Annotated in this window: 10 protein-coding genes; 9 read left to right on the plus strand and 1 reads right to left on the minus strand. The window is 64.3% G+C overall.

From position 1 onward, the window contains the following. The coding region (locus ABY403_RS07160; RefSeq protein ID WP_372840074.1) for a peptidoglycan-binding protein at positions 1-864 on the minus strand (864 nt) is incomplete at its 3' end. Between the two features lie 167 nt (positions 865-1031). On the opposite strand from ABY403_RS07160, the gene ABY403_RS07165 reads away from it, so the two are divergent. The 9 genes from ABY403_RS07165 to ABY403_RS07205 all read left to right on the plus strand — a co-directional run. Then, entirely contained in the window at positions 1032-1952 is a 921-nt protein-coding gene (locus ABY403_RS07165; RefSeq protein WP_372840075.1) for a glycine--tRNA ligase subunit alpha, read from the plus strand. Next, the gene (locus ABY403_RS07170) at positions 1949-2425 is read left to right on the plus strand and encodes a DUF6446 family protein (protein WP_372840076.1); all 477 of its coding nucleotides are present in this window, start codon (positions 1949-1951) and stop codon (positions 2423-2425) included. Before ABY403_RS07165 ends, ABY403_RS07170 begins: the two co-directional genes overlap by 4 nt. A gap of 1 nt (position 2426) precedes the next feature. After that, positions 2427-4559 carry a glycine--tRNA ligase subunit beta gene (gene glyS, locus ABY403_RS07175; RefSeq protein ID WP_372840077.1) on the plus strand — a complete coding sequence of 711 codons (2133 nt, stop codon included), beginning with the start codon at positions 2427-2429 and terminating at the stop codon, positions 4557-4559. 84 nt (positions 4560-4643) lie between these two features. Further along, entirely contained in the window at positions 4644-7220 is a 2577-nt protein-coding gene (locus tag ABY403_RS07180; protein ID WP_372840078.1) for a putative PEP-binding protein, read from the plus strand. Between the two features lie 149 nt (positions 7221-7369). Beyond that, entirely contained in the window at positions 7370-8065 is a 696-nt protein-coding gene (locus ABY403_RS07185; protein WP_372840079.1) for a cell wall hydrolase, read from the plus strand. Positions 8066-8160: 95 nt separating this feature from the next. Beyond that, complete coding sequence (locus tag ABY403_RS07190) at positions 8161-9075, plus strand: dihydroneopterin aldolase (RefSeq protein ID WP_372840080.1); 915 nt, start codon at positions 8161-8163, stop codon at positions 9073-9075. Positions 9076-9125: 50 nt separating this feature from the next. Continuing rightward, positions 9126-10130, plus strand: a complete 1005-nt coding sequence (gene folP, locus ABY403_RS07195) for a dihydropteroate synthase (protein WP_372840083.1) — start codon at positions 9126-9128, stop codon at positions 10128-10130. An 8-nt stretch (positions 10131-10138) separates the two neighbouring features. After that, positions 10139-11491 (plus strand): phosphoglucosamine mutase, encoded by a 1353-nt coding sequence (gene glmM / locus ABY403_RS07200; protein ID WP_372840081.1) that lies wholly within the window; start codon positions 10139-10141, stop codon positions 11489-11491. A 145-nt stretch (positions 11492-11636) separates the two neighbouring features. Then, the coding region (locus ABY403_RS07205; RefSeq protein WP_372840082.1) for a gamma-glutamyl-gamma-aminobutyrate hydrolase family protein at positions 11637-12278 on the plus strand (642 nt) is incomplete at its 3' end.

Here is a 12278-nt window from a genome sequence, read left to right on the forward strand (position 1 = left end):
AAAACGGCTTGCGCTGCGCTCGCGCGCGCCTTGCAGCGGCACGATCTCGAAGCTCTGCATGATGTCATAAAGCGTGAACAGCGCGGTCTGGTCGCCCGGTTGCGAGATCAGCAGCACCTGCACACCCGATCCGTCGCGCGCACTGTAAACCGCGAAGGGTGGTTCGTAGCGTTCGAACTTTACCATCGCGGTTGGCATCACGATCGAAATCGCGGCCTCGTCATCGCGCACTTCGGCCAGGCCAAGGGCCGCGCGCTCGCCTTCGGTACGCGCCAAAAGGTCGGCGCGCTGCGCCGAGGTCAGAATGCCCGTCTGCTCGGCGCCAATCGCCGCCTGCCACGCGGCCATCGAGCCGCGGGTGCCGGGGCCGAACGCGCCGTCGATGCCCGCGGTGTAATAGCCCTGCCATTGCAGCGCCTCTTGCAAGGCCATCCGCTCGCCCGCGCTAAGCAGGTTTTCCGAAGCCCTTGCTTCAGCGATGTTTTCGCCGGGCTGGCCGGGGTTGATCGGGGCTATGGCAACAGGGGGCGCGGCACTGGCACTTGCGGGCCAGAAGCGGCCGCGAAAGCGTTCTTCATCGGCCACGAAAGCATCCGCGGGAATCAAACCCTCGCCGCGCAGCAGTTCGGCCTGCGCCACCGCTTCGGGCTGGCTGAATGGCCCAAGCGCCACGGCATACCAGCCGGAGCCAAGGACAAAGCCCCCAACATTTGGAAAGGTCGTGGCCCAGGCCGCGGCCCGTGCCTCGGCTTCAGCCTGCGTGGGCTTGGCCTCGATCTGCACCCAACTGGGCTCAGCCCTTGCAGCACCTGCAATGCTCACCACAAAAATTGCCAACGCCAGCATCCAATGCCGTAAAAACATTCGCCTTAAACCCCTGATCCCTTGACGCGACCCCTACGCGTTTGGCCAAATTAGCAGGATGTACGGCGGCGTCACCCTCAAAATCCTGCTGCCCGTGGTCGCTTGCGATTGACCCTTGCGCAGGGTCTGCATAAGGAAGAGGCGCTTTTGCCCCGCGAGGTTCCCCAATGCCGCAGACCACGCCGCGCTCGTTTCAGGAAATTATCCTCAGGCTCATGAATTATTGGGCCTCGAAGGGCTGCGCCGTGTTGCAGCCCTATGACATGGAGGTGGGGGCGGGAACATTTCACCCCGCGACCACGCTGCGCGCGCTTGGCACGCGGCCATGGGCGGCGGCCTATGTGCAGCCCTCGCGCCGCCCGACCGATGGGCGCTACGGTGAAAACCCCAACCGCTTGCAGCACTATTACCAGTATCAAGTGCTGATCAAACCGTCGCCACCAGACCTTCAGGCGCTTTACCTTGGCAGTCTCGAGGCGATCGGCATCGACCTTGCGCTGCATGACGTGCGCTTTGTCGAGGACGATTGGGAAAGCCCGACCTTGGGCGCTTGGGGCCTTGGGTGGGAGGTTTGGTGTGACGGCATGGAAGTTAGCCAGTTCACCTATTTCCAGCAGGTTGGGGGGCACGACTGTCACCCCGTCGCGGGCGAGTTGACCTATGGGTTGGAACGGCTGGCGATGTATGTGCTGGGCATAGATCATGTGATGGACATGCCCTTCAACGACCCCGATGCCCCGATCGCGCTGAAATACAGCGATGTTTTCAAGCAGACAGAGCAGGAATATTCGCGCTGGAACTTCGATCAGGCCGATACCGCGATGCTTTTGCAGCATTTTGAGGATGCCGAGGCCGAATGTGCGCGCATCCTTGCCGCCCCCGCCGAAGACACGGCCGGCCGCCGCATCATCATGGCGCACCCCGCCTACGATCAGTGCATCAAGGCCAGCCACCTCTTCAACCTGCTGGACGCACGCGGCGTGATATCGGTGACCGAACGGCAAGCCTATATCGGGCGGGTGCGCGCGCTGGCCAAGGCTTGCGCCGATGCGTTCGTGCAAACCGAAGCTGGCGGGGCGGCAGCGTGAACGGCAAGACGGTAGGGATCATCTTGGTAGTATCGGCACTTCTGACCGGAGCGGCGGTCTATTACTTTCAGGTCTATGCCTATTACGACACAGTGCCCGCCGCGGCCCCCGGTGCAGAAATCCGCCTGACCGCCCTTGCGACCGGGCAGCCAGAGCAGATCATGACGGCGGGGTTTCAGGGCATCGACGCCACCTCGTCGCCGCTGCGCTATCGCGCCTGTTTCACCACGCCCGTCGGCATTGCCATGGCCACCGAAAGTTTTGAGATTTACGAACAGCCCACGCCGCTTATCGGCCCAAGCTGGTTCGACTGCTTCGATGCCGGGCAAATCAGCCGCGATCTTGAGGCGGGCAGGGCGGTCGCCTTTTTGTCGGTGTCCAATATCAGCCCCGATGTCGACCGGGTGGTGGCGCTTTATCCCGATGGTCGCGCCTACGCCTGGCACCAGCTGAATGCGAATGCGGAGAAGTGACATGCCCGAGCTTCTGATCGAACTCTTTTCCGAAGAAATCCCGGCCCGGATGCAAGCGCGGGCGCGTGAAGACCTTAAAAAGCTCGTCACCGACGGTTTGGTGAACGCGGGCCTTACCTATGCTTCGGCAGGGACCTTTTCCACGCCGCGCCGCCTGACGCTGGCCATTGAAGGGCTGAGTGCCGAAAGCCCCACCTTGCGCGAAGAACGCAAAGGCCCTGCCGCCACCGCCCCCGCCGCCGCGATCGAAGGTTTTCTGCGCTCGACCGGGCTTTCGCGTGAACAGTTGGAACTGCGCGATGACAAGAAGGGCCAGGTCTATTTCGCGCTGATCGAGCGGCCGGGCCGCCCCGCCGCCGCGATTGTGGCCGAGGTGCTGGAAGCCGCAATCCGCAATTTCCCATGGCCCAAGTCGATGCGCTGGGGGGCGGGCACTTTGCGCTGGGTGCGGCCCTTACATTCGATCCTGTGCCTGCTTTGCACGGAAGCGGGGGCCGAGGTGGTGCCGCTGAACGTGGACGGTATCATCGCAGGCAACACGACCGAGGGGCACCGCTTCATGGCACCGGGGCGCTTTTCGGTCACTTCCTTCGAGGATTACAGCGCCAAGTTGCGCCGCGCCTATGTCATGCTGGATGCCGCAGAGCGTGAAGCGATGATCTGGGCCAGTGCGGGCAATCTGGCTTTCGCCAAGGGGCTTGAGGTTGTGCCCGACGCGGGGCTTCTGGGCGAGGTTGCGGGGCTCGTGGAATGGCCGGTGGTGCTGATGGGGCAGATCGACGATGCTTTTCTTGGCCTGCCGCCCGAGGTGCTGCAAACAAGTATGCGCGAACATCAGAAGTTCTTTTCGGTCAAAAACCCGGCCAGTGGGCGGATCGAAGGTTTCATCACGGTCGCCAACCGCGAAACCGCAGACCACGGTGCAACCATTCTGCACGGCAACCAAAAGGTGCTGTCGGCGCGGCTGTCGGATGCGCGTTTCTTCTGGGAAAACGATCTGCGCCACGTCAAGGCCGAGGGGTTGGAGGCGATGGCCGAAGGGCTGGCCCATGTCACCTTCCACAACAAGCTTGGCAGCCAGCTTGACCGCGTAAAACGCATCGAGGCGCTGGCGCGCGAAATTGCGCCCATGGTGGGGGCCGCCCCCGACCTTGCCGCCGAAGCCGCACGCATCGCCAAGGCCGATCTGCAATCGGCGATGGTGGGTGAGTTTCCCGAGTTGCAAGGCACCATGGGGCGCTATTACGCCGAAGCCGCCGGGCACAACGACGGCGTGCCCGAGGCGTGCCGCGAGCATTATCAACCGCTTGGGCCAAGTGACGATGTGCCAACCGCGCCCGTAAGCGTGGCCGTGGCGCTGGCGGACAAGATCGACACTTTGTGCGGGTTCTGGGCGATTGATGAGAAGCCTACGGGGAGCAAAGACCCGTTTGCACTGCGCCGCGCGGCGCTGGGGGTTATTCGGTTGGTGCTGGGGAATGGGGTGCGCTTGGGGCTGGCTGATGTTGCGCTTTCGAGCCTTTCGGCTGTGCGAGATCGCCTTGCGCGCCCAAGTGCAGAAGCCGTCGCTGGTGCTACTGTAACTGGCCTTGATCCGAAGCAAACCGCCATCGACCTCCTCGCCTTCTTCCACGACCGCCTCAAGGTTTACCTCAAGGACCAAGGCATCCGCCACGATGTGATCGACGCCTGCCTTGCCATGCCCGGCAATGATGACCTCACCCTTCTGGTCAAACGGGCCGAGGCGCTTGCAGCGTTTCTTAAAACCGACGATGGCGAGAATCTGTTGCAGGGCTTCAAGCGGGCCAACAACATCCTTGCCCAAGCCGAGGCCAAGGACGGCGTGGAATATTCCTACGGCGCTGATGTGAAATTTGCCGAAACCGATGTGGAACGCGCGCTGTTTGCCGCCCTTGATGCCGCCGAGGCGGCCATCGCCCCGGCGATCGAGGCCGAAGATTTCGCGGCGGCCATGGCGGCTATGGCGGCCCTGCGCGCCCCGATCGACGGGTTTTTCGAAGCGGTGCAGGTAAATGCCGAAAACGCGATTCTGCGGCGCAACCGGTTGAACCTGTTAAGCCGCATTCGCCAGACTTGCCTTGGCGTGGCCGATTTGACCCGCGTCGAGGGCTGAGGTGCCGGCCATAGCGTAAAACGGGGCCGGGTGACGCGGCGAGGCAAGCTGCAAACCGCGCTTGCTCCGTTACGCGTTTCGCCTATGCTGCCAACGAAACGGGAGCATGCCGCAGTGCAGAAACACGCCGATTTCGCAGAGTTCGTTGAACTGACGCCAACCGCGTCGGTCAGCTCTGCGCGCCACGGCTGGCGCGCCAAGTGCCTGCAACGGTTGATCCGCCTCGATCTGCCGGTGCCGCGCACCGTGGCGCTTTCGGCCGAAGGCGTGCGCGCCATCGCCGCCGGGCAAATGCCAGACACCGCGCGGCTGGTGGCGATGTTCGGGGACGATTTCCTTGTTTCGGTGCGCGGCAGCCCCGAAAACCCCGAATGGGGCGGCCCCGGCACCGTGCTCAATGTGGGTATGAACGACGCGCGCTGCGACGCGCTTGCCGCAACACTGGGGCGCGAGGCCGCCGAGGCGCTGTATCTGCGCTTCGTGCAGGCATTCGCCACCCATGTCGCACGGCTTGACCCCGATATGTTTTCGGCCGCGCCCTCGCCAAAGGCGCTTGCCGCCGCCTTGGCCGCATACGAAGCGGAAACCGACGAGCCCTTTCCCCAAGACCCGGTGCGGCAGCTGACCGATGTGCTGCGCTCGATGGCGCGGGCGTGGGAAGGAACCACGGCGCGGCTTTTGCGCCAAGCCAAGGGCGCGCCTGCGGCGGCGGCGCTGGGGCTGGTGGTGCAGGGCATGTCGCTTGGCATTGGCCCCGGCCTTTCGGGTTCGGGCACGATCCAATGCGTTGACAGCATCTCGGGTGCGCCACAGATCACTGGGCGTTTTCGCGGGCAGGCGCAGGGCCGCGCGGCTTCGGTGGAAACGCTCTACCTTACCCGCGATGCACGCGGCGCGTCTTTGGAAGAAGCGGCACCCGAAGTCTTTGCCGAACTGCTGCGCCAACAATTGGTCTGCCGCATGAAGCTGCGCGAAGAAATGCAGATCGAGTTCACCGTTGAAAATGGAAGCCTTTCTGTGATCGACGCGGTGCGGGTTGCGCGCAGCTCGCGCGCTGCGGTGAAAATCGCGGTGTCGCTGGCCGAAGACGGCGTGATCAGCCGCGAAGAGGCGCTGCTGCGCATCGAACCGCGCGCGCTATCTGAGTTGCTGCACTATCAGGTCGATCCGCTCAGCCCGCGCGACCGTATTGCTCGCGGTATCGCCGCCAGCCCCGGTGCTGCCACCGGGCGCATCGTTTTCAGCGCCACCGCCGCGCAGGCGAGTGCGGCGCGCGATGAACCTTGTGTGCTGGTGCGCCGCGAGACGGCACCCGAAGACATCCGCGGTATGCATGCCGCAGTGGCGGTGCTGACCGAACGCGGCGGCATCACCAGCCACGCCGCGGTGATTGCCCGCGGTCTGGGCCTGCCCTGCATCGTCGGTGCCTCGGACATCGCGCTTAATCCGCGCGAGCGCACGCTACGCGGATCTGATGGCCGGGTGCTGCGCGAGGGCGATATCATCACCATCGACGGCAGCAATGGCGAAGTGCTTGCGGGGGCGGCGGCGATGCTGGAACCCGCGTTGGATGACGGTTTTCGCAAGTTGCTGCACTGGGCGGACAATGTGCGCGACATCGGCATCCGCGCCAATGCCGATACGCCCGATGACGCGCGCACCGCACGTATGTTCGAGGCCGAGGGAATCGGGCTTTGCCGCACCGAGCATATGTTCTTTGACGAAGACCGCCTGACCGTGATGCGCGAGATGATCTTTGCCGATACCGCGCATGATCGCCGCATCGCGTTGGAGCGTTTGCTGCCGATGCAGCGCGCCGATTTCACCGCGCTGTTCGACATCATGGCGGGGATGCCGGTTTGCATCCGGCTGTTCGACCCGCCGCTGCACGAGTTTTTGCCGCAAGACCGAGAAGGCATCCGCGAATTGGCCGAGGCGCTCGACAAGCCGCTGTCGGATGTGACGCGCCGGGTCGAGGCGCTGTCAGAGTTCAACCCGATGCTGGGTATGCGCGGGGTGCGTCTGGGCATCACCGTGCCGGAAATCTATGACATGCAGGCCCGCGCCATTTTCGAGGCGACGATCGAGGCCAGCCGACACGGCGCACAGATCGTGCCGGAAATCATGATCCCCTTGGTGAGTGCGGCGCGCGAGGTCGAGATCGTCAAAACCCGCATCGACGCAGTGGCCGCCGCCGTGAAAAACGAGTTGAAGGCCGAGTTTACCTATCGGTTGGGGGTGATGGTCGAAACCCCGCGCGCAGCGCTGCGGGCGGGCGAGATTGCGGAACATGCGGCGTTCCTTTCGTTCGGAACCAACGATCTGACGCAGATGACCTACGGCCTTAGCCGCGACGACGCGGGGCGTTTCATGGGGGCCTATGTCACCCAGCGGGTCTATGCCGAAGACCCGTTTCACGTGCTTGATGTAGAGGGCGTGGGTGAACTTCTGCTGATCGGCGCACAGCGCGGGCGCGCGCGGCGGCCGGGGGTAACGATCTCGGTTTGCGGCGAACATGGCGGCGACCCGGATTCGATCGCGTTCTGCCGCGCGGCGGGGTTTGACTACGTTTCCTGCTCGCCCTTCCGGGTGCCGGTAGCGCGTCTGGCCGCGGCGCATTTTGCGCTGCTCGCCCCGCGAGGAGGCGCGTCGCAGGCCTGATTTCGGGGTCGCATGGGCGGCAAACAGCCGGTGCGAATCGCTTTACTGTTGCAATATTGCCACAGGATATGGACTTCCGCTTTTTTTTGCAGTATGTCACTGCGGTCGCCGCCATCTGCTCGGCGGCGTGAACTGGGTTGGAGCGGAAAATGCCGGGTCTGTTACACGTGGCGGGGCGCCTTGCGCTGCTGCTATTGCTTGCGGTCCCTGCCTCGGCGCAAACCGTCTTGAGTAGTGCGAACGATCCCACCGGGGTCGGTCCTACTTTGGCGGCGCTGTTTGGTCAGGAACATGTGGCACTGGCGACTTTGCCTGCCGCGCATCTTGAAACACTCACACAAGAACCAAAACCGGCGTTCAGCCTGTTCGGGCGGCGCGAAGCCGTGGTGCCGGTTTATGACGACGCGTGGCTTGCGGCGCAGCCAGAGGCCACAGCCGGTGACACGCAATTCGAATGTTTGCGCCAAGCGCTCTATTTCGAAGCGCGCGGCGAGCCGATTGCCGGGCAGATCGCCGTGGGCGAAGTGATCCTCAATCGTGTCGGCGACCCCGCATTTCCCAATACGATCTGCGGCGTGGTCAAGCAATCGAACGGGCGTGGCTGCCAGTTTTCCTACTATTGCGATGGTCGCTCGGACAAGCTGGGCGATGCCGATGCGGCAGCGCAAGTAGGCAAGGTTGCCCGCGCACTGATCGACGGTATTCCGCGGCAGTTGACCGAGGGTGCCACGTTTTTCCATGCCTATTGGGTGCGTCCCGCGTGGCGGCTTGATTTCGAGCGCACGACGCAGATCGGCGTGCACACGTTCTACCGCAAGCCGCTGAGCACTGTTGTCGCAGGCTGAGGTCGCTGCCATTGCAGCCGATGCCGTTTCGGGGGTGCGCCCGACGCGCCTGCGTCTTATGATTGCGGCAGGCAAAGGGGCGAGGGCGGCGGGCGATGAGCAGTGATATCAGTCAGGCTTTCGGCCACCCGGAAGAACGCGCCGAGGCTTCTGCGGGCGCGGACCCGCGCGACAGGATCAGCCTGCGCGATCATGTGGTCGAAGCCGATATCGGTGCATTTCAGCAAGAACGTGGGCATCGCCAGCGCCTGCGCTTCAACATCGTGGTTGAAGTGCGCGCAACGCCTGCGCCGCTGGAAGATGACGTTGACCGCATCCTTTCCTATGACCGCTTGACCGAGGCAATCGCCGCAGAGCTGGCCGCCGAGCGGGTGAATCTGCTGGAAACACTGGCCGCACGGGTGGCCGAGCGTATTCTGGCGGCGCGGCAGGCGATGCGGGTATTCGTGCGGATCGAAAAGCTTGACCGGGGGCCGGGCGCGCTCGGGGTGGAGATCGTGCGTTCGCGCGCGGCGGCCCCGCTGCGTGTGAAGGCCGCGGGGGGCGAGGCAGAGCCGCTTTTTCCGGTGGTTGCGTATCTGTCGAACGCGGCGATCGCCGCCCCTGATCTGGGCGCGCGGCTCGATGCGCTGCTGGCCGAGGGTAGCCCGGTGATCTTGACCGTGGGCGCACCTGTCGGCGCTGTGCCGCAAAGCGGGCAGCGCCCGACACAGCGTCGTATCGAGCTTTTGGCAATTGAGCAGAACGCTTGGGTTCTGGCCGCGCGCGATAGCCGCTGCCTTGTGGTTGCCAGCCGCACCGAGATCGATTGGGCGATGCGGCACCACCAGATGGTGGTCTGGGCCCCCTCGAAGCTGGTGCTCGACGCGGTGGATGGGCCAAAGGTGCACGATGGTGTGGCGCTGGCGCTTTGGCTGGCCGAAACGCTTTCGGCTAAGCGGCTGGAACTTCACGGAGCTGTTTCAGCACCGGCGGGAAGCCGCGTGCCGCTTTGCCCGGTTCCGCTCTGATCGCTGCACCAAGCCTTGCCAAACCGCGCGCGATGCGCTGAATGGCTGGCATGCGCCGCTATTATCGCCCGATTGTTCAGACCGACCCCGCCCGCCCAGCCGATGCGCTGACGCTTGCGGGGGGCTGGTGTTGGTTCGACCGGGTCGAGGTGCTTACCCGTACGGGTAGCGAAGGGGTGCGGCCTGCCGCCGATCTGCCAGCCGAGGTGCGGGCGCGGCTGGTGGCCCCGCGCGCGCCGATTGCAGGGCTTGGGTGGGATGCGCCGCGCCTGATGGGCATTGTCAACTGCACCCCCGACAGCTTTTCTGACGGTGGCCTATATGGCGACGCGCCAGAGGCTGCGGCAGCGGCCCGCGATATGGCCGGCGCGGGGGCTGATATTCTCGACATCGGCGGTGAAAGCACGCGCCCCGGCGCAACCGAAGTGCCCGTGGCCGAGGAAATAGCGCGCACCCGCCCGGTGATTGCGGCACTGGCCGGGCTTGGCGTGCCGCTGTCGATCGACACGCGTAAGGCCGCCGTGGCACAAGCCGCACTTACGGCGGGTGCGGTGCTGGTCAACGATGTTGCCGCACTCGGGTTCGATGCCGAGATGGCAGCGGTGGCGGCTGCTGCCAATGCGGGGCTTTGCCTGATGCACGCGCAGGGCACGCCTGAAACCATGCAGCAAGCACCCGCCTATGCGAATGTTTTGCTCGACGTATATGATTTTCTCGAGGCTCGGCTTGCTCAGGCCGAGGCGGCCGGAATTGCGCGGGCGCGCGTTCTGGTCGATCCCGGTATCGGCTTTGGCAAGACCGAGGCGCATAATCTGGCGCTGTTGCGGGGCTTGGCGCTGCTGCATGGGCTGGGCTGCCCGATCCTGCTGGGCGCTTCGCGCAAGCGCTTCATCGGGCGGATCGGCGGGGCAGAGCGGGCAGATGCGCGGGGGCCGGGAACGCTGGCTGTAACGCTGGCGGCGGCGGCGCAGGGGGTGCAATTGCACCGCGTACATGATGTGGCCGAGGTGGCGCAGGGGCTACGGCTTTGGCGCGCGATCGCGCAAGTAGGGTAGGGGGCGAGATGACGCGAAAACTTTTTGGCACCGATGGCGTGCGAGGGAAGGCCAACAGCCACCCGATGACCGCCGAACTCGCGCTGCGGCTGGGTGCTGCGGCGGGGCGGCATTTCCGCAAGCTCGGGCAGAACGACCACCGTGTGGTAATCGGCAAGGATACCCGGCTTTCGGGCTACATGATCGAGAATGCGCTGACCGCGGGGCTGACCTCGACCGGGATGAATGTGCTGCTGCTTGGCCCTGTGCCAACCCCTGCGGTGGGGTTCTTGACCCGGTCGATGCGCGCCGATCTGGGCATCATGATTTCGGCCAGTCACAACCCGGCCTCGGACAACGGTATCAAGTTCTTTGGCCCAGACGGTTTCAAGCTTTCGGACGAGGCGGAGTCGCAGATCGAGGCGATTATGGAGGGCGTGATCGAACCTGCGCAGCCGCAGAACATCGGCCGCGCCAAGCGCATCGAAGATGGGTTGGGGCGGTATGTCGAATATGCCAAGACCACATTTCCGGGGCGCGGCTTGCTTTCTGGGATGAAGGTGGTGGTTGATTGCGCCAATGGCGCGGCCTACCGCGCAGCCCCCGAAGTGCTGTGGGAACTGGGCGCCACGGTCATTCCCGTCGGGGTTTCACCCAATGGATTCAACATCAACGAAAACTGCGGCTCGACCCATACAGAGGCGGCCGAGGCGGCGGTGGTGGCGCATGGCGCGGACCTTGGCATCTGTCTTGATGGTGATGCCGACCGGGTGCTGATCATCGATCAGAACGGCGAGGTAGCCGATGGTGATCAGATCATGGCGCTGTTTGCCGCGCGTTGGGCGGCCGAGGGGCGGCTGCGGGGCGGTGCGCTGGTGGCCACGGTGATGTCAAACCTTGGGCTGGAGCGGTTTCTGGAAGGCCACGGCCTTAAGCTGGAGCGCACCAAGGTCGGTGACCGCTATGTGGTGGAACGGATGCGGCAAGGCGGATTCAACCTTGGTGGCGAGCAATCGGGCCATATCGTGATGACCGACCATGTCACCACCGGCGACGGGCTGATTGCGGGGCTGCAATTCGTGGCCGCGATGGTCGAAACGGGGAAAAGCGCGAGCGAGCTTGCGCGCCAGTTTGCCCCCGTGCCGCAGCAATTGCGCAACTTGCGCTTTGGCGCGGGACGAGAGCCTTTGGCCGCTGGTGCGGTCAAGGCGGTGATCGCCGAGGCCGAAGCACGGCTGGCCGGGCATGGGCGTTTGGTCATCCGTAAGTCGGGGACAGAGCCTTTGATCCGCGTGATGGGCGAGGCTGATGACGCGGTGCTTCTGGGCGAGGTGCTCGACGGCATCGTCGCGGCCATTCAGACAGCGGCACCTGCCGAGTGACGGCGGGGCTTTGGCCCGTGCCCACACTCTGATGCAAGCTGAGTGTAGAACAGGGTTGCGCCGAACGACGCCCGGCTTTGCATCAGAAACCTTTCGTTTGCGCACCCCGCGCTCTATCTTTCGTTGAAGCGCAGGGAGAGTAAGCATGCGGCCAGTGATCGGCATTATCGGCAATGCCTTCGATTTGAATGATCGCTACCCGGTGCATGCCGGGGGCACGATGAATTCGCAGGCGGTCGCCGAGGTGGCGGGCGCGATGCCCTTGGTCATTCCGACCGACCCGCGCTTTGTTTCGGTGCCTGAACTGATGGCGGTCTTTGACGGGTTCCTGCTGACAGGCGGGCAACCCAATGTGCACCCTTCGGAATATGGCGAGGCAGAGACACCGGCGCATGGCCGCTTTGACCGCGCGCGCGATGCGATCACGCTGCCACTCGTGCGCGCTTGCATCGAGGCTGGCCAGCCGATCTTTGGCATCTGCCGCGGCTTTCAAGAGGTGAACGTGGCACTGGGTGGAACCCTGCACCCCGAAATCCGAGAGTTGCCGGGGCGGATGAACCACCGGATGCCGCAAAACGTGACCTTGGCCGAGCAATTCGCGCTGCGCCACAAGGTGCGACTGCAGGAGGGCGGGGTATTTCATCAGCTGTTCGGGGCCACCGAGGTGATGACCAATACGCTGCATGGGCAAGGCGTCTGTAAACCCGGCCCGCGGGTGATCGTCGAAGGGCGCGCCGAGGATGAAACACCCGAGGCTGTGCGGGTAGATGGCGCAACGGGATTTGCG

The sequence above is a fragment of the Phaeovulum sp. genome (assembly GCF_041596715.1).
GTDB lineage: Bacteria > Pseudomonadota > Alphaproteobacteria > Rhodobacterales > Rhodobacteraceae > UBA6213.

Excerpts from the sequence above, each read along its gene's own strand:
- ABY403_RS07190 (WP_372840080.1), top strand. The coding sequence starts at position 8,161 with ATGAGCAGTGATATCAGTCAGGCTTTCGGCCACCCGGAAGAACGCGCC.
- glyS (WP_372840077.1), top strand. The coding sequence starts at position 2,427 with ATGCCCGAGCTTCTGATCGAACTCTTTTCCGAAGAAATCCCGGCCCGG.
- glmM (WP_372840081.1), top strand. The coding sequence starts at position 10,139 with ATGACGCGAAAACTTTTTGGCACCGATGGCGTGCGAGGGAAGGCCAAC.
- ABY403_RS07185 (WP_372840079.1), top strand. The coding sequence starts at position 7,370 with ATGCCGGGTCTGTTACACGTGGCGGGGCGCCTTGCGCTGCTGCTATTG.
- ABY403_RS07180 (WP_372840078.1), top strand. The coding sequence starts at position 4,644 with ATGCTGCCAACGAAACGGGAGCATGCCGCAGTGCAGAAACACGCCGAT.
- folP (WP_372840083.1), top strand. The coding sequence starts at position 9,126 with ATGCGCCGCTATTATCGCCCGATTGTTCAGACCGACCCCGCCCGCCCA.
- ABY403_RS07165 (WP_372840075.1), top strand. The coding sequence starts at position 1,032 with ATGCCGCAGACCACGCCGCGCTCGTTTCAGGAAATTATCCTCAGGCTC.